Here is a 22026-nt window from a genome sequence, read left to right as displayed (position 1 = left end):
TCCCACCGGTGCTTCCGGGGCGCTCGGGTCCGCGCTGCCAGGCGCGCCCTCATGCGCGGGCCTCCCTCGTCTGCGCCGCGGCCCAGTGGGCCACGCGCCCGCCCGGCCGGCCGAACAGCTCCGCCGGGGCGCCGTCCTCCACGATCCTGCCGTCCTCCAGCCACAGCAGGCGGTCCAGCCCGCGGAGCATGCCGAGGTCGTGCGTGATCGCCAGCGTCGTCCTCCCCCGGGTGAGCTCCTCGACCGAGGCCGCGACGCGTGCGCGGGCGAGCGGGTCGAGCCCCGTGGTCGCCTCGTCGAGGACCACCACGGGAGCGTCGCGGACGAGGGCGCGGGCGATGGCGATCCGCTGCCGCTGGCCGCCGGAGAGCGTGTCGCCGCGCGGACCGAGGAGCGTGTCGTAGCCCTGGGGCAGGGCTGCGACGAACTCGTGCGCCCCCGCACGGCGCGCCGCGTGCTCCACCTCCGCGTCCGTGGCGTCGAGCCGGCCGAACCGGATGTTGTCACGGACGGTGCCCGCGAAGAGCACGGACTCCTGCAGGAGGATCGACACGTGCGCGCGCAGGCTCGCGCGCGTCACCCTGCGGGTGTCGTAGCCGTCCACCAGCACGTTCCCCGCATCCGGGTCCGCGAGGCGGAGGAGATAGCCCACCAGCGTGGACTTGCCCGCGCCGGACGGACCCAGCAGACCCACCCGCTGGCCGCTCGGGATGTGCAGGCTGAGCCCGGAGAACAGCTCTCTGCCGTGACCGTCCCGTGCGCAGACGCGGTCGAAGACGAGGTCGCCGTCCACGTGGCCCATCTCCAGCGGCGGGGTGGGGTCGCAGATCTCCACCGGCTCCTCGAGCAGGTCGGCGATCCGCTCCCCGGAGGCGCTCGCCCGGGCGATCCGGCCGGTGTACTTCGCCATGTCCCGCAGCGGCTTCATCGCGAGCTTGAGGTACATGAGGAAGAGCACCATGTCGCCCGGCGTCATCTCCCCGCGCAGCACCTGCCAGCCCCCTATGCCCAGGACCGCCGCGGTCGCCGCTCCCACGAGGAGGTCCGTGGACCTCTCGAGCCCTGCGGCCAGCCGCCGTGCCCGGACCCCGGCACGGAGGGCACGTTCGTTCCCTCCGGCGAAGTCCGCGGCGACGGTCTGCTCCAGCCCGTAGGCCTGCACGACACGGATGGCGCCCAGGGCCTCGGCGGCAGAGCTCACCAGCTGCCCCTCTCCCCTGCGCGTGGCACGGGACGCGTCGGTGATCCGCGGCGCGGAGTAGTGGGAGAGGAGCAGGTAGCAGCAGCCGGCCGCGAGGACCACCGCGGAGAGCAGCGGGTCCAGCACGATGACGACCCCCAGCAGCACCACCAGGGTGAGCACATTGCCCACGAGCGGGAGTCCCGCCGTCACCGCCACCTCCTGCAGGCGTCCGACGTCGCCCACGAGCCGCTGCGAGGTGTCCCCCACGGAAGCGCGCGAGTGGTAGCGCAGGGACAGCGACTGGACGTGGTCGAAGACCCGCGAGCGCAGCTCCGTGGCCACGCGTGAGCCCACGAGGGCGAAGGCCACCGTCGAGGCGTAGTTGCAGGCCGCGCGGCCCCCGGCGAGGAGTGCGAGGAGGAGCGCCCAGGTCACGAGCACGGTGACGGTGTCCTGGTCGCCTCCGGTTCGCCCTGCCACCTCGGCCCCCAGCGCGGCGGTGACGGCGTCCACGGCGTGCTTGACCGGCCAGGGCTCCAGCACCCGGAACACGACGTCGCCGGCGAGGGCGAGGAGACCTCCCAGCGCCAGCAGGCGGTGGCGCCGCAGGTGCGGGAGGAGCATGCGCAGGGTCCGCATGAGCGCCTGGCGGTGCAGGCGGCGCGCACTGCTCTTCATGGCACCGGCACCCCCTCGAGCAGCCCGAGCCACTGCGCGCAGCGCCCGGTCCAGGAGTGCTCCGCCACGGCCGCGGCCCGTGCGGACGCCCCCATGCGCGCCCGCAGCGCCGGATCCGCCGCGAGGATCCGGAGGGAGGAGGCGAGCGCAGCGGGATCACCGGGCGGGACGAGGAGGCCCCGCTCGCCGTCCCCCAGCAGCGCGGGCAGGTCCCCCACGGCCGAGGCGACGACGGGAAGTCCGGCGGCCAGGTACTCGTAGACCTTGAGCGGGGAGAAGTAGTGCGGGCCGGGCGGGTAGGGTGCGACGGCGATGTCCAGGCCGGCGAGCATCTCCGGGACCCTGTGCGGCGGCAGCGCACCACGGAACACCGTCCGCTCGGCGATCCCCAGGGCGTGTGCGCGCTCCCGCAGCGCAGCCAGCTCCGGACCGGCGCCGCAGATGTCGAGCCGCCAGTCGTCCGCGGCGGAGCGGCACGCACGGGCGAAGGCCTCGAGGAGGACCTCGGTGCCGTGCCAGGGCTTGAGCGTGCCCACGAAGCCCACCGTGAAGCGCGCATCACGGCGCAGGGAGGGCTGCGCCGGGCAGATCCGCGTCACGTCCACGCCGTTGGGGACGACGACGGCGCGGCCGGCGGCCTCCGGGCACATCGTGCCCGCCCACCGGGCCACCTGGGCGGAGACGCAGACCAGGACCTCGGCCCGGCGGAACTGGCGGAGTGTCGCGGCGAGCGCGGCCTCCGCGTCGTGCAGCTCCCTGTGGGTGCGCTGCTCCTCGATGAGCGGGGCATTCACCTCCAGCACCAGGGGGATGCCCAGCGCACGGGACGCCTCCTCCCCCGCCGTGCTGAAGAGGGAGTAGCGCTCGTAGACCAGGTCGAAGGAGTCCGGGTGCGCGACTGCGGCGGCCGCGAGCGCCCGTGCCGCCTCCGCGACCCGCACCTCGCGCTCCGCGGCGTCCGCCGCACGCCCCAGCGGGACGCGGACGACCTCGAGATCCTCCAGGTCCGGCGGCACGGACTCGTCGCTGCGCACGCAGAACACCGTCACCTGGTGCCCCAGTGCGATGAGCGCCCGCACCACCTCCTGCACGTGGACGGAGGCCCCCTTCGTCCCGAAGACGCCGATGCCGGGGTCTGCGAGGAGATAGGCGATCCTCATGCCGGGATCCTCTCCTCCGCACCGCGCCGGCCGCTCGGGCCGTCGGTGCCCGCCGGGCGTCCGCGCTCCCCCACGGTCGCAGGTGAGCCCTCCGCCCCGCACGAGCCCTCGGTCACCAGTGCGGCCAGCTCGGCCGCCTGGCGGCGGGAGTCGTAGCGGCGCTCGACGAGCACCCGGGCCCGCTCCGCCTGGGCGAGGCTGGACGGGCCCGCGTGCACGGCCTCGGCGAGAGCGCGGGCGAGCGCAGCCGGATCGCCGCTGGGCACGAGCCAGCCGGTCTCCCCCGTGACGATCACCTCGCTCACCGCGGTCACGTCCGCCGCGACGCAGCGGATGCCCCGGGCCATCGCCTCGAGCAGCACGGTGGGGAGGCCGTCGGTATTGCCGTCGGCACCCACCACGAACGGCGCGGCGAACACGTCGTGACTGCCCAGCAGGCGCACCACCTCCTCCTGCGTCCGCGGTCCCAGCAGCGAGACCGCTCCACCGAGGCCCCGGGCCGCGATGTCCGCCTCGAGCTCCTCCCGCAGCGGGCCGTCGCCCACGATGTCCGCGGTCACCTCCTCGCCCGCGGCGCGGAGGCGGTCCACCGCGTCGATCAGGTGGCGGAAGCCCTTCTTCTCCACGAGCCGGCCCACCGCGAGGACCCGGGCGGGAACGGCGGGAGCCGGCCGGGGCGCGTACTCGAAGCGGTCCAGCTCCAGTCCGTTGCGCACGAGGTGCAGGCGTCCGCACTCGTCCGGGAACCGGGACCGCAGGTGCGCCATGTTGTACTCGCTGATGGTGACGGCGTGGTGCGCGCCGGCGAGCGCGGTCCGCAGCAGCTCCGGGTCCAGGTCCTCGTGGAAGATGTCCTTGGCGTGCGCCGTGAAGGAGTACGGGAGGCCCGCGATCAGGCCGGTCAGGCGCGCGACCCGGGTGGCGACGGAGGCGAAGTGCGCGTGGAGGTGGGTGACGCCGTGGGCGCGGGCCAGCGCCGCGAGCGCCACGGCCTGTCCCGCGTCGTCGTGCGCGGCCTCCAGCAGGGCGGGCAGCGCCGTGACCAGACCCGCGGCCGTCGCCGGGTCCGCGCCGGCCGTGCGCCAGGTCTCCCACCATCCGTGGGCGGACGAGGGCCGCGGCACGTGGATCACCGGTGCCTGCACACGGGCCAGCTCGGGGTGGAAGCGCGTGTCCGTGCTGGGCCGCAGGGAGAAGATCACGAGCGATTCCCCGCGCGCCTCGCGGGCGAGGATCTCGGAGACGACGAAGGTCTCAGAGAACCGCGGATACATCTTGAGCACGTAGCCGATGGTGGGACGGCCCGAGGGCGGACCGGCGCCGAGCGGCTGTCCGGACGGCGAGTGGGCCTCGGGCATGCGGACCGCGGGCGGGCGGACCGCAGATGAGCTGCCGGCGGGCAGGTGGTCAGTGCGCATGGGCGAGTGCCTCCAGAGGTGTGGGGACGCGGGCAGGCCGCGAGGCGGCCCGTGCCCGGGGCACGCCCGTCGGATGCGGCGAGTGCATCGGTGCCGCGCGACGGGCGCGGATGAGCTGGGCTGCGAGCTCCGCGGCACGGGAGAGTCCGCCGAGGTCGATGGCGCTCCTGTCCACGGCCGTGCCGACGGCCTTCGCGAACCAGGCGCTCAGCGCCTGGGGTTCGCAGGCCTCGGCGGGGAGCACCTCGACGGCGCCCGCCGCCGCGAGCGCGGCCGCACGGCGCGGCTGCTCGGCACGCCGGGACCGGCGCGGGACCACGAGCGCGGGGGTGGTCGTGGCCATCACCTCGGCCAGGGTGTTGTACCCGCCCATCGTCACCGCCGCAGCGGCGTCCCTGAGGAGTGCGGGCACGTGCGGGACGGAGCGCAGCACGGTGGTCTCCGGGCGCGCGAGCAGCCGGATCGCACGCACCTGCTCCTCGGGCATCTGCGGGCCGGTGACGACCAGGTGCCGGTGCCCGCGCGGCGGAGGTGCGGCTGCGGCGGCGCGCGCCACCGGTGCTCCGTCGGAGCCTCCGCCCACCACCGTGAGGACATAGGAGCCCTCCACCGCGGCACCGGCGTCCTCCGGCCGGCCCTGTGCGAGATAGCCGGTGGACAGGCTGCGCGAGGCGAGCCCGGCAGGCACCTCTCCCGTGGACACCGGGCAGTAGACGCGCCTGTCGCCGTAGATCCAGACGGCGTCGTAGGCATCGGCCACCGCCTCGGCACCGCCGGCGGCCGCCCATTCCGCCTGGACGGCCCGCGGGGAGTCCAGCACATCGCGCAGGCCGAGCACGGTGGCGCAGCGATGGCGCTCGCGCAGCAGGGAGAGCACAGGTCTCAGTTCACCGTCCACGCCCAGCGGATGGCGGTCCGCGATGAACAGGTCAGGGCTCAGCGAGTCCATGACGCCTGCCATGGTCGCGCCGCGCACGGCGGCCAGGCGCTCCACCGTCAGCCGCAGCCGGCGCGCGGCATAGCCGTCGTCCGTCCGGTCGAACCCGGGCAGCACCAGCCAGTCCCAGCCGTCCGGGAGGCTGTCCGCGGGCGCGTCCGGGTGCCCCGCGATGAGCAGGCCGCTCACCTCCTCCCCGAGGAGCCCCGGCAGATGCTCTGCCAGAGCGTGCGCGAGGGCGCGATTGCGCCGCGCGTGTCCGAGCCCCACCGAGTCGTGCGAGTAGAGCACCACCGTCGCCGTCATCTGCGGCCTCCCGTCCGTCTGCTGTGTCACCCACCATCCTGGGCAGGCGGTGTGAGGGACCGATGAGACGACGATGAGGAGGTTCTCATCTGGACGCGGGCGGTCCCTCACACCGACGGACGCAGGACTGTGCCGCAGATCACCCGGTTCCGGTTTGGTTCACCCGAGGTTCACCGCGTAGAGTCGTACATGTCGACGCGGGGTGGAGCAGTTCGGTAGCTCGCCGGGCTCATAACCCGGAGGTCAGGGGTTCAAATCCCCTCCCCGCCACGAGAGAAGGGCCCTGATCAGCAGGAATGCTGGTCAGGGCCCTTCGGCATTCCACGCGGCAGTGATAGAGCTGCCCGCCCGCGGAGGGCACAGGAGTCAGGCCGGTGCCCGGACGTGCTGCGTCGTCATCCCGTGCCCGCCCGGGCGATCCTGCACCCGGGGCACTGCCTGACCGCTCCCGCAGTCGTTTTGCGCGGAGGGTCGGGTTGGGGTAGGGTTTCATCTGTTGCCGCGGGGTGGAGCAGTTCGGTAGCTCGCCGGGCTCATAACCCGGAGGTCAGGGGTTCAAATCCCCTCCCCGCCACGAGAGAAGGGCCTGATCAGCAGAAATGCTGATCAGGCCCTTCGGCATTCCACGCGGCGGCACCCCTCCTCGTCTAAGAGGACTCTCATCCCCGTGCGTCGACAGCCGTGAGCGGATGCGGCACTGTGAGAGCATGACCCGGTTCAACACCGTGCTGGCCGCACTCGCCGCACTGCTCCTTCTCGGAGCAGGCGTGCTGCTGGCCGCGCGGCTGGCCGGCACCGGCACCGGATCCGCTCCGGATCTCAGCCCGGTCGAGATCGTGCCCTCACCGGCGGCCACCTCGACCGCGGACCCCTCCGCGGAGGCGACGGAGCCTCCGACGGACGGGGCGGACACCGCGCCGGCGGAGGACCGGCCCGAGGACCGCTTCCAACCGGCGCCGCCCAAGCTCTACGAGCTCGACGACGATGACACGGACGGCACGGACGACGCAGACACGGACGGCGACTCGGACTCCGAGGACGGGGACGACGATGACGACGACTGAGCGACGACGGACACGGTTCTCCGTCGCGCAGCGGATCACCGCCGGGGTCACCCTCATGACGGTCGCGGTGCTCAGCCTCGTCGGCATCGTCCTCTACACCGTGGAGTCAGCGGCCCTCGAGCGCCGTATCACCGAGGAGCTCCGGCAGGAGATCGCCGAGTTCCGCGGCCTCGCGGAATCCGGGATCGATCCGGACACGGGCGAGGCCTTCGAATCCGTGGACCGCCTCCTGCGGCTCTTCCTCGAGCGGAACGAACCGGCGAGTGCGGAGACCCTCTTCGGCTTCACCACCGAGGGCACCGTCCTCTACCAGGGCGGCGCGGACCCGCTGCTGCGCGAGACCCCGCAGTTCGTGGACCGCATCGAGGGCATGCTCGCGGCCGGCGGATCGGCCTCGGAGACGATCAACGGGGTGGAGTACCGCTTCGCCGTCCTGCCTCTCACCGCAGGCGGCGCGCAGGCGGGCTTCGTCGTCGTCCACAACATCACCGCGGCACGCTCGGGACTGCAGGCGCTCATGGGGACCTACGCCCTGTCCGCGATCATCGCCACGGTGCTCGTGACCGCCTCCTCGTCCTTCATCGCCCAGCGTCTCCTCCAGCCGGTGACGGAGCTGCGCACGGCGGCACAGTCCATCTCCGGCGGCAGGCTCGACCGGAGGCTGGAGGCCAGCGGGAACGACGACCTCGCGGAGCTGGTCCGCGCCTTCAACGCCATGCTCGACCGGCTGGAGTCCGCGTTCGAGACGCAGCGGCAGTTCCTCGACGACGCGGGTCACGAGCTGCGGACGCCGCTCACCGTCCTCCGCGGTCATTTGGAGGTCCTCGATCCCACGGATGTCGACGACGTCGAGGACACCCGGGTGCTCCTGCTGGACGAGATCGCACGGATGTCCCGGCTCGTCGACGACCTCCTGCTCCTGGCCAAGGCCCGCCGGCCGGACTTCCTGAGGCTCGAGGACGTAGAGGTGGGCGAGCTGCTGGCCGAGGTGGGGGCGAAGGCCTCCGCTCTCGCGAACCGCGCCTGGGCGGTCGATCCTCCACCGGCGACCGTCGTCCTCCGGGCCGATCCGCAGCGGCTCACCCAGGCACTGCTCCAGCTCGCGGACAATGCCGTCCGCCACACCGTTCCCGGGGACGCCGTCCGGTTCGGTGCGGATCTCGCGGAGGAGGCGGTGGAACTCTGGGTCGCGGACACCGGCCCGGGTGTGCCCGCCGAACAGCGCGAGGCCATCTTCGAGAGGTTCACCCGTGCCCGGCAGGAGGACCCGTCCGCCGGAGAGGACCTGGGCGCAGGGCTGGGTCTGGCGATCGTCACTGCCATCGCCCGGTCCCACGGCGGCACCGTCACCGTGGACGCCTCCGGCCCCGGAGCCACCTTCCGCCTGCATCTGCCGTACCGTTCCCGAGGAGAGACATGAGCCGGATCCTGATCGTCGAGGACGAGGAGCGCATCTCCTCCTTCATCGCCAAGGGGCTGCGCGCGGCGGGCTTCGCTCCCACCGTCGTGGCGGACGGCCACACCGGCCGCGACTATGCGCTCACCGGCGATTTCGAGCTCGTCGTCCTCGACCTGGGCCTGCCGGGGATGAACGGCTTCGAGATCCTGGAGGAGGTGCGCGAGCAGCGCGGGGACCTGCCCGTCCTCGTGCTCACCGCCAGCGACTCCGGCAGTGACACAGTGTCCGCACTGGAGGGCGGTGCGGCCGACTACATGGTCAAGCCCTTCCACTTCGCAGAGCTCCTGGCGCGCATCCGCCTGCGTCTGCGCACCCCCGCAGTCCGGCCGTCCGAGTCCCCGCTCACCGAGCTGAGGGTGGGCGAGGTGCGTCTCGACCTGCGGCGCCGGCGAGCCTTCGTCGGCGACCGCGAGGTGGAGCTCTCCGCCCGCGAACTCACGCTGGCGGAAGTGCTCATGGAGCACCGGGGGCGGGTGCTCTCCCGGGCTCAGCTGCTCTCCCACGTATGGGGCTACGACTTCGATCCGGGGTCCAACGTCGTCGACGTCTACGTGGGCTATCTGCGCCGCAAGCTGGGCGCGGACTTCATCCGGACGGTGCGCGGGGTGGGCTACCGCGTGGACTGACAGTCCCGCCGGCGCGAACACGACGTGCCGCCTCAGCACGGCCGAAGCCCCAACCAGCGGCCCGAACCCCGCTGCGAACATGTCGCTCACGGACCTGACAGCCCAGGGCGGAGAGCCGCGCCCATGCATCGAGGAGCCCGCACCGGGACGGTGCGGGCTCCTCATTCACCGCGCGTCCTGAACCTCCGCAGACATGGACCCGCCGTCTGCCGGCTCAGAATGCGGCGATCACTCCTGACCGGCGGCGTCCTCGGCAGGCTGCTCCCCGCCCTCGGCGGGCTGACCCGTCGCCGGGTCGATGCCCTCCGCGCGGAGGGCGTCCTCGAGGGCGCCGCGCAGCTTCTCCTGCGCCTCGCCGTATGCCGCGAAGTCGCCGTTGGACAGTGCCTCGTCGGCCTCGGACATGGCGTCCTGCGCGCGGTCGAGCGCGTCCTGCATCTCCGGCGTCTCACCGCCGGAGCCGGAGCCCTCCGGACCGGCACCGCCGGCCTCGCCGGACTCCGTGCCGTCGGCCGCGTCGGAATCGCCCGCGGTCACGCCGGAGTCGCCGCCGAACACCTGGTCCAGCGCCTCGTCGAGCGTCGGGGCGAACCCGATCTGCTCGCCGAAGGCCACCAGCACGCGCTGCAGCACCGGGTAGGAGGTCTCCCCCGCGGAGCGGACGTAGACGGGCTGCACGTAGAGCAGACCGCCGGCCACCGGCAGCGTGAGCAGGTTGCCGTTCTCCACCTGGGACTCGCCCTGACGCAGCAGGTTGAGGCTCGTCTGGATCTCCGGCTCGGTGTTGAAGTTGTTCTGCGCCTGACCGGGGCCGGGGAACGTGGTGTTCCTCGGCAGCTGCAGGAGCCGGAGGCGACCGTACTCCTCCGAGACCGCGCCCGGTTCGGATCCCGCGTCCGCGTTCGCGGCGAGGAAGCCGGTGAGGTTGTTCCTCGTCTGTCCCTCGATGGGGCGCGGGATGAACGACGAGGTCAGCGAGAACGCCGGATCCTCCTGCCCCGGCATCTGGAGGGTGAGGAAGTACGGCGGCTGCACCGCGCCGTTCGCCTGGTCCAGCGTGGGATCCACGGGAAGCGTCCAGAAGTCCTGACCCGAGTAGTACTCGGCGGCGTTCGAGACGTGGTACCGCGTGAGCAGCGAGCGCTGGACCTTGAACAGGTCCTCGGGGTAGCGGACGTGGCTCATGAGGTCGCCGGACATCTCCGAGACCGGCTGGATGAGGTCCGGGAAGACCTTCTTCCACGCCTGGAGAACCGGGTCGTTCTCGTCCCACTCGTAGAAGTCCACGGAGCCGTCGTAGGCGTCCACCGTGATCTTCACGGAGTTGCGGATGTAGTTCACCTGCTGGTCCGGCAGGGTCGCCACCGCATTGGTGTTCTCCGTGTTGGCGTCGCTCGTGGCCTCCTGGAGGACCGAGGGCCGCGAGTACGGGTACTGGTTGGACGTCGTGTAGCCGTCCAGGATCCACTTGATCTTCCCGTCCACCACGGCCGGGTAGGGGTCGCCGTCCACCTCGAGGAACGGCGCGAGCTTCTGCACGCGCTCCCGCGGGGTCCGGTCGTAGAGGATCTGCGACTCCTCATTCACGGTGTCCGCCAGCACGATCTGCTCGTCCTGGAACTTGATCGCGTAGAGGAGGCGGTTGAAGAGGTTGCCCACGCTGGGGCCGGCCTGACCCGTGAACGTGTAGTTCACCTGGCCGGAGCCCTCGTCCTCGTCCGCCGGGTAGTCGAGCTCGACCGGGTCCGCGCCCTCCGGCGCGCCCACGATCGAGTACTGCGTGGAGCGCTCGCCGAAGTACACGCGCGGCTCGTACTCCGACTGCTCGGTGAGCACGCCCGAGGCGGGGATGCTGTCCTCGAAGAACACCGGCTCGCCGTCCTGGCCCTGCCGGCTGCCGTACGCGGCGACGACGCCGATCCCGTGCGTGTAGACCGTCGCCTGGTTGACCCAGGTGCTGTCCGACTGCGCGTTCGGGTTGAGCTCGCGCACCGCGATGACCGTGTCCTCGGTCTCGCCGTCGATGTCGTAGCGGTCGACGTCGAGCTGCTCCGGGAAGGCGTAGTACGAGCGGCTCTGCTGCAGCTGGCGGAACGTGTCCGAGACCAGGTTCGGATCGAGCAGACGCACGCTCGCCGCCGTCACGGCGTCACGGCGCAGCGCACCCGCTTCGCCCTCCGTCTGCGGGTTGTACGGGATGACGTCCACGTCGTCGATGTCATAGGCGTCCCGCGTGGCCTCGAGATGCCGGTTGATGTAGTCCGCCTCCAGGCTCTGCTGGGACGGGTTCACCTGGAACTGCTGCACGGCAGCGGGGAAGCCGAGGACGGCGACGCCGCCGAGCACCACGAGCATGCCCACGGAGATCGCCGTGAGCCGGAACGTGCGGAAGTAGGCGGTGGAGAAGACGAGTGCCGCCACCAGCGCCGCGGCCACGGCGACGATGAGGATCGCCGGGAGTGCGGCGTGCACGTCCGCGTAGGTCGCACCCGTCACCAGGCCGGAGTCGTCCGTGAGCTTGCCGTAGCGCCACAGGAACAGGCGGACCGCCTGGATGAGGACCAGCACCGCGAGCGCCGAGGCGAGCTGCACCCGGGCGGCCTTCGTGATCTCGAAGCCGCGCGTCTCACGCGGGCGCACGCCGCCGAACAGGTAGTGGGCGACGATCCCGGCGATGCACGCGAGCAGCGCGACCATCCCCAGATAGCCCGCGAGCACGTTGATCATGGGCAGCTGGAAGATGTAGAAGCCGAGGTCGTGGCCGTACTGCGCATCCGCGGAGCCGAAGGGCACGGAGTTCACGAGGAGCAGCGCGTCCTGCCACGAGGCCGTGAGCGCGAGCCCGCCCAGGAAGCCCACGACGGCGGGGATGGCGAGCGTGAAGGTCCTGCGCAGCGGCTCGACGGCCTCACGGTAGCGGTTGAGGTTCTCCTCCCGCGGGGAGGCCGGGAGCGTCTCCGGCCTCGAACGGTGCGCCAGGGAGAGCATCAGCCACAGCGGCAGGGCCATGAGCAGGAAGCCGATGACGAACAGCACGCCCTTGGTCAGCCATTCGGTGGTGAAGACGTTGAGACGCTCCAGCTGATCGAACCAGAGCACCTCCGTGTAGATCTGCGCGAACACCACGAACAGGCCCACGAGGACCAGGACCGCGGCGATCGTCAGGAACAGCGGCGACGGCCGTCTGCGGCCGCCGCTCGAGGGTGGTGCGGTGGGTCTGGCTGAAAAGCTCACAGTCGCCCTTCCTTGTCGTCCGTATTGTGAGCCGGCGGTCCTCCGCCTGCCCGTTGTGCATGCGGGCCTGCGCCCGCGTCAGTCATGAGTGCGCCGGTGCGCAGGAGGGGAGCGCGCCGTCCTCGTCCGCAGCGATGTCCTCGACCGCGGCACGCGCCTCGTGCAGGTCGTCGACGCGCACCACCGTGAGATCCTCCGCCCCGGGAGCGCTGAGCACCTCGGCGCAGTTGTCCGCGGGCGAGAGGAAGTACTCCGCGCCCGCCGCCTCGGCGGCCACGACCTTCTGCCGCGCTCCGCCGATGGGTGAGATCACCCCCTCGGCGTCGATGGCGCCCGTCCCCGCGATGGGCACGCCTCCGGTGAGGTTGCCCTCCGTGAGCTTGTCGATGATCGTGAGGGCGAAGATGGTGCCCGCGGAGGGGCCGCCGATCCCCTCCACCGCGAACTCGACGTCGAAGGGGAACGAGTAGCCGAGCCCCATGACCACACCGATGGCCCGGGTGCCGTCGACGTCGTGCGGCTCCACCTCGACCTCGTGCTCCTCACCGTCCCGCTGCACCGTGAGCGCGACCGGTCCGTCCGAGGAGGCGACCGCGTCCTTCACGGCCGCCATGCCCTCGGGCGACCCCTCGACGGGTGTGCCGTCGACCTTGAGGAGAAGGTCCCCGGGCTCCACCGCCCCGGCGGCCGCGGAGTCCGGAGCCACGGAGCTCACGCCCACGACCGTGGAGAAGTCGATGCCCAGCTCCCCCAGCGCGGCGGCCGTGGCCTCGTCCTGGGACGAGACCATGTCCGCCGAGTTCTGGTCGCTCACCTGTTCCCGCGTGGTCTCCAGCGGGTAGAAGGCCTCACTGGGCACCACCGTCTCCGAACCCTTGACCAGGGAGCCCAGCGCATTGGAGGCATAGACGCTGCGGCCGGGGCCGCCGGCCACCGCCACCGTCAGCATGTCGAGCTGACCTTCGGCCTCGTAGGTCTGCGTGCCCGAGATGGTGATGAGCTCACGGCCCTCGTAGGGCTCGAGCGTGTTCACCACCGGCCCCGGCATCTGCAGCAGATACGGCACGGGGATGAGCGCGGCTGCGAAGACGAGCGCGTAGAGGAGGAACGAGGAGACGCCCACCGCACCGGGACGGCGGAGGCGGCGCGTCCGGCGCGCCTCGCCCTGCCGGACGCCGTCCGCGGACTGCGAAGGGTCCGCTGCGGGCGGAGTGCTGCTCACCGGCGTCGACCTCCCAGTCACGTATCAGAGTCCGGACCAGTCTAGTTGCGCACACGTCCCGTCCGGAAATCATCCGCCCTGTCCGCTCTCAGCTGTGAGCGGACAGGCGGCCGGAAGGTTATGCACGGATGCAGACGTTACGCTGGCAGCACTGCCACTTCAGGAGCGAGGGAAGCGATGAGCGACAGGTTCGACGACAAGACGCCCGGCGAGGACGACGAGAACGGCAGGAACCCGTTCGAGCAGATGTTCGGCATGATGTTCGGGCAGGGCGGAGCGCCGTTCCCCTCAGGACAGGGCGGACAGGCCGGGGGCATGCCCTTCGACCCCGCGATGCTGCAGCAGATCATGGGACAGGTCCAGCAGATGATGGGCGGCGGCGACCCCTCCCGCGCCGCACGTCAGACCATCGAGCGCTCCGTCCCCTCCCCCGACCCCGCCATCACCCCGGAGAGCGAGCGCAACGCCGTGGACGCCTTCCGGCTGGCGGAGCTGTGGCTCGAGCGGACGATCTCCGCCGAACCCGGGATCTCCGCCCCCACCGCACTCAACCGCACCGGCTGGGCGACCGGCTCCCTCGACCAGTGGTCGAAGCTGGCCGACCCCATCCGCCGCAACATGTCCGATTCCGTGGTGGACGGCCTCAAGGACCAGCTGCCCCCGGAGCTGTCCCAGCTCATGGCCGGCGCCGGCCAGATGCTCACCTCGATGTCCGCGACCATGTTCGCGGGGCAGATGGGCGGCGCGGTGGCGGCGCTGTCCGGCGCCGTGCTCACGGGCACGGAGTTCGGCCTCCCCCTGTTCGGCCGGAAGCCCGTGCTCGTCGAGGCCAACCTCGCGGGTGCGGCGGCGGAGATGGGCCTCGACCCCACCCAGCTGCGCATCTGGCTCGCGGCCCGGGAGCTCGCGCACCTGTGGCTCTTCGAGTCCGCACCCTGGCTCATCGGACACCTCGAGACCGCCGTGGCGAAGTACGCGGCCGAGGTGCGGCTGGACATGAGCGCCGTCCAGGAGGCGGCACAGGGCATGGACCCCAGCGAGCTCATGGGGATGGGCGACAAGCTCTCGGAGAAGATGTTCTCCGGCGAGACCACCCCCGCGCAGCGGGAGGCCCTCGTGTCCCTGGAGAACCTCCTGTCGATCATCGAGGGCTGGGCGGACGTCGTCGTCCACTCGGCCTGCGAGCAGCTCGAGCAGCGCGAGGAGATCCGTGAGGCGCTGCGCACCCGCGCGGCCTCGGAGAGCGAGGCCGAGGCCGCGTTCGCCTCTCAGCTGGGATTCTCGCTGCGCCCGCGCAGGGTGCGCGACGCGGCCGCGCTGTTCTCCTTCCTCGAGCAGAAGTCCGGGGCCGAGGCCCGTGACCGGGTCTTCTCCCACCCGGATCTGCTGCCCACCACCCAGGATCTCGACGATCCCCTCGGCTACGAGGAGCGGCGGCAGGAGGAGTGGTCCGCGGAGTCGTCGCTCGACGAGGCGCTCGAACGCATCCTGCGGGAGGCCGGCACCTCCGAGGCCGGCACGGACGGTGCCGAGCGGCCCGATGCCGGCGAGGGCCCGGACACCGGCGAGGACCGCTGAACGGCCGCCCCGGCGAGCGGATGGGTGACGCGGACGGCGCCACGGTCGGCGCACGCGATGCGTCCGGCGGTGGGCTGCCCGCGCACATTCGCGAGGAGCTGCGGGAGGCGGCCGGCCGGCTCCCTCCCCGGGAGGCCGCGCTCGTGCATGACGCGGCCCTCGCACAGGAGGACCGCCTCTCACTCGAGGCGGGATGGGCGCTCCTCCGCGAGGACGACGCGCGGCACATCACCGTCAGCGGACTGCTCGTGAGCCCCGACCTCCGGCGGACCGTGCTCGTCAGCCATCGGGCGTCCGGACAGCTGCGCCAGCCCGGCGGGCACGTGGACGCGGCGGACGGCGGACTGCGCGCTGCACTCCTCCGGGAGATCGCCGAGGAGTGCGGGGCCGCTGCGGCCGCCGCGGCATCCGCGTCCGCATTCCCGCTCGCCGCGCGGGTCTTCCGCGTGGGCACGGAGCGGTGCCGGGCGCACCTCGACCTCCTCCACGGGGCGGTGCTCCCCGCAGACACGCTCCTCACGGGTGAGGACGCGGCGGAATGGGTGCGCCCGGACAGGCTGCCCGAGGCCGCCGCACCCGATCTGCACGAGGGCCTGCACATGCTCCTCGCCCGTTTCTGAGCACCGGCCGCACACCGCTCCGGGACCGCGTGCGCCTGCGATGCCGCTCTGGCCTCGCCGGCCTCTGAGCTCAGCTCCCGCCCGGGACCCCGCCCTGCTCCGCCTCCACGGCGCTCACGCCTGCGCTGAAGCCCTCGAGGAAGCCCTCCGCCCGCTCCGTGTGCGGATAGCGGGCGGTCAGCGCTCTGAAGGCCGCCGAGTGGTTGGGCTGCCGCAGGTGCGCGAGCTCGTGGACGAGCACGGAGTCCAGCACCCAGTCCGGCACGAAGCGCAGGCGCGCGGAGACGCGGATCGTCCGGCTCGAACTCGTCGTCGAGGCGAAGCGGGACCGCTGGTTGCCCACCCAGCGCACCCCGGCGGGAGCGATCCCGTCGTCGAAGTAGCGCGCATTCAGCTCCTCCGCCCGGCGCAGGAGCTCTTCGTCGCTGCGCGGGGGCGCCTGCGACTTCCGCTCCGCACGCGCGATGAGCTCGCCGACGCGATGCGCGTTCCGCTCCGGGTCGAACCGCTGCGGCACGGCCAGCAGCCAGTTCTCCCCCTCCCGGCTCACGGCGATCGTCTTCCTGCGCCGGGCGGAGCGGCGGACGCGGATCCGCCCGTCTGCCAGCGCCGTGCGCACCTGAGTGGAGTCCATGGGCACTGACGGTACCGTGCCGCGCGGACACGGCGCTCGCACTGAGCCGAGCCTCGGACGGCTCCGGCTGGCGGAATGAGACGAAGATTTCCTCACGCAAATCTGTGGGCGGGAACCTTCCACAGCGAGATCCCCGTATCGGCGCGGTCGGCACCTGCCGCCGGCGGGCTCGGTCCACACCTCCGTCCACATGCGGACCCAGGTCGTCAACACCTTATCCACAGCCCGGAAGCCGCAACTGTGAATACCCGCATTGACGCGGTGACCGGAGGCTTCTAGGTTAGTGACTCGTACCCCTGGAAAACCCGGGTTCGTGGGCTAGGGGAAGGCCCACGAGCACCGCGCGCGGCTGGGGGACACACGACCGGAAGACGTGGTCGGCAGCGCATCCGCCTCGAGCGGAAGCCAGGCTGCACGTCTTCCGGCCGTTTGTGTATCCACAGGTTGTCCACACCCTCCCGCACGCCCTTCCGCGGCTCCCCCCGCCGCCCGTAGCCTGGTGCTCCGCGCACAGGAGGCAGGGCGATGCTGCAGTTCAGGAGAAGCGTTCCGCTGGTGAGGAGGAACGGTGCCGCCGTCCAGTTCGGGGTGGACGAGCCCGTCCTGCTCGACGGGCTCACCGAGGACGATCTGGCTCTGCTCGACGTCCTCTGCCGAGGCTGCAGCGAGGCGGACCTCTTCGCGGCCGGCTCGCTCGGCGGCGGTGACGACGCACGAACCGCCTCCCTGCTGGGGCTGCTGCGCGAGGCCGATCTCCTCGAACCGGAGAGCCCGGCAGGGCACAGCGGCATGCCCCGCGGGTTCGCCGAATCCTATTCCGCGCTCCACGGGCTCGAGGCCTCCGCCGTCGCCGGACGCATCGCCGCCGTGCCGGTCCACGTGCTGGGCAGCGACCGGGAGACGCAGCTGCGCACGCTCACCGCGGCCGGCTTCTCCGCCACGGCGCACGAGACCGCCGCAGCAGCAGTCCGCGCCGGCGGCCGCGACGCGCTCACGGTGCTCATGAACCGCCACACCCACGACATCGCGCAGGCGTCTGCCCTCTTCGCCGAGGACGCTCCGCACCTGTCCGTGCGGATCGGCGACCGGCGCGCAGAGATCGTGCCGGTGCTCCCCGGCACGGGACCGTGCGCGGTGTGCGCGGTGCTCTCGGACCGGGACGGCGACCCCGACTGGTTCGAGGCCTGGACGCAGCTGTTCAGGCGATCCGGGCAGGCACTCGTGGATCCGCTGCTGCTCGAGGCCGCCTGCCTCGAGACCGCCCGCCTGCTGCGCGGCATGCGCGTGCACGGCACCGGGTTCGGGGAGATCGTCACCGTGGACGGCCGCGAGGGCGCGGTCTCACGGCGGCCGGGGCGGTTCCACCCCGAGTGCGACTGCCGCATCCCGCTCAGCCCGAGCGGTGCGCCCGCACCAGCTCCAGCAGCTCTGCACCGTACTGCTCCAGCTTGAGCGGCCCGATCCCGTTCACCCGGCCCAGTTCGTCGAGACCCTCCGGTCGCTTCTCCGCGATCTCACGCACAGTGGGCATCGAGAGCACGAGGAAGACCGGTAGGCGGCTCTCCTCCGCCTTCGCGGAGCGCCAGTGGATCACCGCCTCGAGCACCGCGTCGTCGACCTCCGCCGGGCATTCGGCGCAGCGGCCGCGGTTCCTCTCCGCCCGCGTGGTGAGCAGCCGGGCGCACACGCGGCACTTCACCGGCGCAGGGGCGGGACTGCGCGGCCCCGCCGGCGCCGCCGCGGTCGTCCGCCGTTCCGCCTGGATCTCCGAGACGAACCGGGAGGGCCTCCGTCCGCTCCCGCCGCGACGGCCCTTCGACCAGCTCAGGGAGAGAGCGGTGCGCGCACGGGTCACCGCCACGTAGAAGAGCCTGCGCTCCTCGTCGATGTCGTCCGCGGTCTCCGCGTACCCGATGGGCATGAGCCCCTCCGAGACCCCCACGAGGTGCACGCTCTCCCACTCCAGGCCCTTGGCGGCGTGGACAGAGGCGAGCGTGACGCCGTCGACGGTGGGGGCGAACTGGTGCTCCGCACGATCGTCGAGCTCAGCGATGAACGCCGTCAGGGGCACCGGCAGGGCGGACTTCTCCTGGGTGTCCTGTGCCAGATTCACGAGTGCCGTGAGCGATTCCCAGCGCTCGCGCACCGCTCCCTGGGCGCCGGGCGCCGCCGGGGTCCAGCCGATGGAGGAGAGGATCGCCCGCACCTGCGCATCGAGCGGGTCCGTGCCGCCCCGTCCCGAGGCCGCGCGCATGATCGCGATCGCCTCCTTGACCTCACGCCGCGCGAAGAAGCGCTCCCCTCCGCGCAGCACGTACGGCACGCCGCGCGCGCTCAGCGCCTCCTCGAACAGGCGGCTCTGCGAGTTGGTCCGGAACAGCACGGCGATGTCGCCCGCCCGGCGTCCGCCGCCGATCTCCGCCGCGATGCGGGCGGCCACCGCCTCCGCCTCGGCCGCATCGTCCGCGTACTCGGTGAAGGCGGGCGCGGGACCGGTGCGGTCCGTGCCGCGCAGCCGGATGGGCGAGCGTGCGGTGCGGGCGAGCACCGCATTGGCGACCCCGATGATCGGCTCCGCGGAGCGGTAGTTGCGGACCAGCCGGATCTCCTGCGCCTCGGGGAAGTCGACGGGGAGACGGCGCAGGTACCGGTCGGAGGCTCCCGCGAACGTGTAGATGGTCTGTGCGGGATCCCCCACCACGCACAGCGAGTCCCGGCGGCCCAGCCAGCGCATGAGCAGGTCGTACTGCAGGGGCGAGACGTCCTGGAACTCGTCGACGACGAAGTGCCGGTACTGGCCGTGGACCTCCGCGGCGATGTCCTCGCGGCTTCCGAGCACGCCGGTGAGCACGAGCAGCACGTCCTCGAAGTCGAGGACCCGCCGCTCCGTCTTGATCTCCCCGTAGCGCTCCAGCACCCGCACCATGGCGTCCGGATCGACGCCCTCCGGGAGGCTCCGGCGCTGCGCGCGCTCCGCGTACTCCTCCGCGCCCAGCAGGGACACCGCCGCGTACTCGATCTCCGCGGCGACGTCGCGGACGGTCTCACGCTCCGGGGAGATGCCCACGGACTGCACGGCGCGGGACACCAGGGGCGCCTTCTGCGCGATGAGCTCCGGGAACGGGCCCTCCGCGAACTGGGGCCAGAAGTACCGCAGCTGCCGCAGCGCCGCGGAGTGGAACGTGCGCGCCTGGACGGTGCCCGCTCCCAGGGCGCGCAGACGGGAGCGCATCTCCCCCGCCGCTTTGGTGGTGAAGGTGAGGGCGAGGACGTGGCGAGGGTCCAGCGCGCCCGTGGCGGCCCCGTAGGCGATCCGGTGCGTCATCGCGCGGGTCTTGCCCGTGCCCGCTCCCGCCAGCACCACGAGCGGCCCCCGCAGATGCTCTGCGACCAGCCGCTGTTCCGGGTCCAGCCCCTCCAGCAGTGGGTGCGTGCCCGTCATCCCTGTGCGGACCAGCCGGTGGTCTCCGGGTCCAGGCTGCCCGCCCAGGCCGCGATGATCTGCCCGGCGATGGAGACGGAGTCCGGCACCGCCACCGTGCCCTCGGCCAGTGCGGAGACGAGCTCCTCACGGGTGAACCAGCGCAGCTGGGTGATCTCGTCCTCGTCGGAGACGACCTCCAGCGTGTCCGCCTCCGCGGTGAACCCCAGCATGAGGGAGGCCGGGAACGGCCACGGCTGGGAGCCCACGTAGCGGGGGCTGTGCACGCGCAGCCCGGCCTCCTCCTCGACCTCCCGGACGACGGCGGACTCGAGCGTCTCCCCCGGCTCCACGAAGCCGGCGAGGAGGGAGAAGCGGTCACGGGGCCACATCGCGTTGGAGCCCAGGAGCAGTCGTTCGGTCCCGTCCTCGGAGGTGTGCACGACGGCCATGATGACCGCCGGATCCGTCCGGGGGAAGTGCTCCGTGCCCGCCTCCGGATCCTCCCTCACCCAGCCCGAGAGCACGGGCCGGGTGGGTGCGCCGGTGCGCGGGGAGTGGGTGTGCGTGGCGTGCCAGTTGCCCACGGCGACGAGGGAGGTCGCCAGCGCCACGTCCCGGTCGTCGAGCCGGGTGCCGAGCTCGCGCAGTCCGATCCACACCGGCCGGGTGGAATGGAGGCCGCCCACCGGATCCGTGAGGAGGTCCTCGGGGTCCCGCGTCTCCTCCTGCGCGAGGCGGGCGTCCACGGCCGCACGGCCCTCGTCCGTGAGAGAGGCGCCGATGAAGTGGGTGCCCGCCTCGTCCATGCCCAGGTAGAGGAGCAGGGAGTCCTCCGGCACGCTGTCGCGGTCGACGAGGTGGAGGCCGCCCCGGGCCACCAGCAGTCCGCCGCGATGGGCGAGCACGCCGCGCGCACGTCCGGACCGCCAGAGCGCATCCGTGCCCTCGGCCCGGTGGAGATGGGACCGGTCCACAGCGGTCCGGGAGAGGCTGGCTGGGGGCAGGAGCGGGAGTTCCTTCATGGGGCTCAGCCTATCGAAGGGCGCGGACACGTCCCGGTGATCGTCACGCTGCCGGTCGCCCGGCGGGATCCGCGGGCCCACCCGGGGACACGCCCCGGTCAGCGCCGCACCGCGGACGGCACAGCAGGTAGTTTGGGGGCGTGGACACTACCGGACTGAGGATCGCCGCCGTCGCCGCCTCGATGCTCGACGGCTTCTCCCCGCACGCCTGGACGGACCTGCCCCCCGCGGACGCCAGGCGCGTGCTCCTGACCGACGGGGACCGCACGCTGATCGCAGCGGTCTGGCCGCCGGAGGCCGAGGCCGGCGCCTCGGCGGAGAAGGTGGCGGCCGCCGTGCTCGCTCCGCTCCTGTCCGAGGCGCCCTTCGCGCTCCCGACGGTCCTCGCCTCCCGCAGCGTGCCCGGCTCGCTCCTGGGGACGGAGGCCAGCCAGACGCTCATGCTCGCGGAGCCCATGCCCGGCCTGCCCCTGTCCACGGACATGTTCACGGACCGCCCGGAGCTCGTCGAGTCCCTCGCGGAGGCGCTCGCGCTCATCCACAGCGCGGATCCGGGCCCGCTGGCGGACGCGGGGCTGGTCGTCGAGGAGTCCGCGGAGATGCGCGAGAGGCTGCTCGCCGATCTGGACACGGCCGCGGAGAGCGGCCGTGTCCCCGTCGCACTGCTCCAGCGGTGGGAGCAGGCCCTCGAGGACGTCTCCGCCTGGCGCTTCCTCCCGGTGCCCGTCCACGCGAACCTGGGCCCGGACGCGCTGTGGGCCGAGGACGGCAGGATCACCGGCATCAGCGGCCTGGGCCGCCTCCGGGTGGGGGATCCCGCCGCGGATCTCGCCGCGATCTCCTCGCTCCTCACCCCGGAGGACTTCGAGAGCTTCTTCCGCGCCTACCGGCGCATCCGCGGCGGAGACGACCCGGGACTGCGGACGCGGGTGGGCTTCCATTCGGAGATCACCGTCCTCGAATGGCTGCTCGCAGCCCTCGCCGCCCAGGACTCCGCCGCCGTGGACGACGCCGTCGCCCTCCTCGAGGCGCTCGCGGAGATCACGGTGCCGGAGGAGGCAGACGACGATGCAGCTGCGGCCTCGACCGCCGAGGAGCCGGCGTCTGCGAGCTCGGCCGCGGCGCCGGCGGCCGGCGAGGAGGTGCCGGGGGACGGCACCGGCGGGGACGCGGCAGGGGCGGAGACGACGGTCGCCGGTGCCCGTGAGGAGACGGCGGCCGCTCCCGCTCCGGCGGGCAGACGCCTCCTCGCCGACGACGCCGAGTCCTTCCGGCCGCACGCGGCGCCGGAGGTCGACGAGGACGGCATCCACACGGAGCGTCTGGAGGGCCTGCACGACGCACCCCGCGGCGACGGCGAGCGCTGACCCTCCCGGCCCCGGCTCTCCTCTGCCGGTCGTCCGGCTGACGACCCGCCGGCCGGACGCGCCCACGGCGTGAGCCGTCCCTGCGGCTCTCCCC

Annotated in this window: 16 protein-coding genes and 2 tRNA genes; 9 read left to right on the top strand and 9 right to left on the bottom strand. The window is 72.6% G+C overall.

From position 1 onward, the window contains the following. Positions 1-49: 49 nt before the first annotated feature. The 4 genes from ABD240_RS01715 to ABD240_RS01700 are packed head-to-tail and all read right to left on the bottom strand — an operon-like array spanning position 50 to position 5712. The gene (locus ABD240_RS01715) at positions 50-1861 is read right to left on the bottom strand and encodes an ABC transporter ATP-binding protein (RefSeq protein WP_344334649.1); all 1812 of its coding nucleotides are present in this window, start codon (positions 1859-1861) and stop codon (positions 50-52) included. Then, a complete protein-coding gene (locus ABD240_RS01710) occupies positions 1858-3021 on the bottom strand; it encodes a glycosyltransferase family 4 protein (protein WP_344334647.1) in 1164 nt (387 codons plus the stop codon). The genes ABD240_RS01715 and ABD240_RS01710 overlap by 4 nt, the downstream gene beginning before the upstream one ends. Continuing rightward, on the bottom strand, positions 3018-4379 hold the full coding sequence (locus ABD240_RS01705) for a glycosyltransferase family 4 protein (RefSeq protein WP_425546989.1): 1362 nt from the start codon (positions 4377-4379) through the stop codon (positions 3018-3020). The genes ABD240_RS01710 and ABD240_RS01705 overlap by 4 nt, the downstream gene beginning before the upstream one ends. A gap of 49 nt (positions 4380-4428) precedes the next feature. Next, positions 4429-5712 carry a glycosyltransferase family protein gene (locus tag ABD240_RS01700; RefSeq protein ID WP_344334643.1) on the bottom strand — a complete coding sequence of 428 codons (1284 nt, stop codon included), beginning with the start codon at positions 5710-5712 and terminating at the stop codon, positions 4429-4431. Between the two features lie 166 nt (positions 5713-5878). Between ABD240_RS01700 and ABD240_RS01695 the strand changes: the two genes are divergently transcribed. From ABD240_RS01695 to ABD240_RS01675, 5 genes are all read left to right on the top strand, one after another. Continuing rightward, positions 5879-5952, top strand: a tRNA-Met gene (locus ABD240_RS01695). A 230-nt stretch (positions 5953-6182) separates the two neighbouring features. Continuing rightward, positions 6183-6256, top strand: a tRNA-Met gene (locus ABD240_RS01690). 133 nt (positions 6257-6389) lie between these two features. Further along, the gene (locus ABD240_RS01685) at positions 6390-6746 is read left to right on the top strand and encodes a hypothetical protein (RefSeq protein ID WP_344334641.1); all 357 of its coding nucleotides are present in this window, start codon (positions 6390-6392) and stop codon (positions 6744-6746) included. Beyond that, positions 6733-8166, top strand: coding sequence for a sensor histidine kinase (locus ABD240_RS01680; RefSeq protein ID WP_291793447.1), 1434 nt, complete (start codon positions 6733-6735; stop codon positions 8164-8166). Before ABD240_RS01685 ends, ABD240_RS01680 begins: the two co-directional genes overlap by 14 nt. Then, the gene (locus ABD240_RS01675; protein ID WP_291793444.1) at positions 8163-8831 is read left to right on the top strand and encodes a response regulator transcription factor; all 669 of its coding nucleotides are present in this window, start codon (positions 8163-8165) and stop codon (positions 8829-8831) included. The genes ABD240_RS01680 and ABD240_RS01675 overlap by 4 nt, the downstream gene beginning before the upstream one ends. A gap of 228 nt (positions 8832-9059) precedes the next feature. Here ABD240_RS01675 and ABD240_RS01670 read toward each other — a convergent pair whose 3' ends face one another. Continuing rightward, positions 9060-12065: a UPF0182 family membrane protein gene (locus ABD240_RS01670; protein ID WP_344334636.1), complete on the bottom strand. Its 3006-nt coding sequence runs from the start codon at positions 12063-12065 to the stop codon at positions 9060-9062. Positions 12066-12147: 82 nt separating this feature from the next. After that, positions 12148-13287 carry a YlbL family protein gene (locus ABD240_RS01665; RefSeq protein WP_344334634.1) on the bottom strand — a complete coding sequence of 380 codons (1140 nt, stop codon included), beginning with the start codon at positions 13285-13287 and terminating at the stop codon, positions 12148-12150. Positions 13288-13464: 177 nt separating this feature from the next. Here ABD240_RS01665 and ABD240_RS01660 point away from each other — a divergent pair, with 177 nt between their 5' ends. Together ABD240_RS01660 and ABD240_RS01655 are read left to right on the top strand one after the other, a co-directional pair. Further along, positions 13465-14865 (top strand): zinc-dependent metalloprotease, encoded by a 1401-nt coding sequence (locus ABD240_RS01660; RefSeq protein WP_344334632.1) that lies wholly within the window; start codon positions 13465-13467, stop codon positions 14863-14865. Positions 14866-14885: 20 nt separating this feature from the next. Then, the gene (locus ABD240_RS01655; RefSeq protein WP_344334630.1) at positions 14886-15485 is read left to right on the top strand and encodes an NUDIX domain-containing protein; all 600 of its coding nucleotides are present in this window, start codon (positions 14886-14888) and stop codon (positions 15483-15485) included. Positions 15486-15555: 70 nt separating this feature from the next. On the opposite strand, the gene ABD240_RS01650 is transcribed toward ABD240_RS01655, so the two are convergent. After that, a complete protein-coding gene (locus ABD240_RS01650; RefSeq protein ID WP_344334628.1) occupies positions 15556-16119 on the bottom strand; it encodes a M48 metallopeptidase family protein in 564 nt (187 codons plus the stop codon). A gap of 525 nt (positions 16120-16644) precedes the next feature. Here ABD240_RS01650 and ABD240_RS01645 point away from each other — a divergent pair. Further along, a complete protein-coding gene (locus ABD240_RS01645) occupies positions 16645-17571 on the top strand; it encodes a hypothetical protein (RefSeq protein WP_344334626.1) in 927 nt (308 codons plus the stop codon). Here the strand turns inward: ABD240_RS01645 and ABD240_RS01640 are convergent. Continuing rightward, the gene (locus ABD240_RS01640) at positions 17510-19561 is read right to left on the bottom strand and encodes an ATP-dependent DNA helicase UvrD2 (protein WP_291797125.1); all 2052 of its coding nucleotides are present in this window, start codon (positions 19559-19561) and stop codon (positions 17510-17512) included. The genes ABD240_RS01645 and ABD240_RS01640 overlap by 62 nt on opposite strands. Further along, positions 19558-20565 carry an NAD(+) diphosphatase gene (nudC, locus tag ABD240_RS01635; RefSeq protein ID WP_344334622.1) on the bottom strand — a complete coding sequence of 336 codons (1008 nt, stop codon included), beginning with the start codon at positions 20563-20565 and terminating at the stop codon, positions 19558-19560. The genes ABD240_RS01640 and nudC overlap by 4 nt, the downstream gene beginning before the upstream one ends. A 140-nt stretch (positions 20566-20705) precedes the next feature. Here nudC and ABD240_RS01630 point away from each other — a divergent pair, with 140 nt between their 5' ends. Beyond that, complete coding sequence (locus ABD240_RS01630) at positions 20706-21932, top strand: phosphotransferase (RefSeq protein ID WP_344334620.1); 1227 nt, start codon at positions 20706-20708, stop codon at positions 21930-21932. Positions 21933-22026 lie beyond the last annotated feature (94 nt).

It is taken from the genome of Brevibacterium salitolerans (genome assembly GCF_039531405.1).
Classification (GTDB): Bacteria; Actinomycetota; Actinomycetes; order Actinomycetales; family Brevibacteriaceae; genus Brevibacterium; species Brevibacterium salitolerans.
This window is presented reverse-complemented; position numbering and strand designations above follow the sequence as displayed.

Bases quoted from the DNA above. Each gene is read 5' to 3' on its own strand.
- ABD240_RS01715 (WP_344334649.1), bottom strand. From the start codon at position 1,861: ATGAAGAGCAGTGCGCGCCGCCTGCACCGCCAGGCGCTCATGCGGACC.
- ABD240_RS01710 (WP_344334647.1), bottom strand. From the start codon at position 3,021: ATGAGGATCGCCTATCTCCTCGCAGACCCCGGCATCGGCGTCTTCGGG.
- ABD240_RS01705 (WP_425546989.1), bottom strand. From the start codon at position 4,379: ATGCCCGAGGCCCACTCGCCGTCCGGACAGCCGCTCGGCGCCGGTCCG.
- ABD240_RS01685 (WP_344334641.1), top strand. From the start codon at position 6,390: ATGACCCGGTTCAACACCGTGCTGGCCGCACTCGCCGCACTGCTCCTT.
- ABD240_RS01680 (WP_291793447.1), top strand. From the start codon at position 6,733: ATGACGACGACTGAGCGACGACGGACACGGTTCTCCGTCGCGCAGCGG.
- ABD240_RS01675 (WP_291793444.1), top strand. From the start codon at position 8,163: ATGAGCCGGATCCTGATCGTCGAGGACGAGGAGCGCATCTCCTCCTTC.
- ABD240_RS01660 (WP_344334632.1), top strand. From the start codon at position 13,465: ATGAGCGACAGGTTCGACGACAAGACGCCCGGCGAGGACGACGAGAAC.
- ABD240_RS01655 (WP_344334630.1), top strand. From the start codon at position 14,886: ATGGGTGACGCGGACGGCGCCACGGTCGGCGCACGCGATGCGTCCGGC.
- ABD240_RS01650 (WP_344334628.1), bottom strand. From the start codon at position 16,119: ATGGACTCCACTCAGGTGCGCACGGCGCTGGCAGACGGGCGGATCCGC.
- ABD240_RS01645 (WP_344334626.1), top strand. From the start codon at position 16,645: ATGCTGCAGTTCAGGAGAAGCGTTCCGCTGGTGAGGAGGAACGGTGCC.
- ABD240_RS01640 (WP_291797125.1), bottom strand. From the start codon at position 19,561: ATGACGGGCACGCACCCACTGCTGGAGGGGCTGGACCCGGAACAGCGG.
- nudC (WP_344334622.1), bottom strand. From the start codon at position 20,565: ATGAAGGAACTCCCGCTCCTGCCCCCAGCCAGCCTCTCCCGGACCGCT.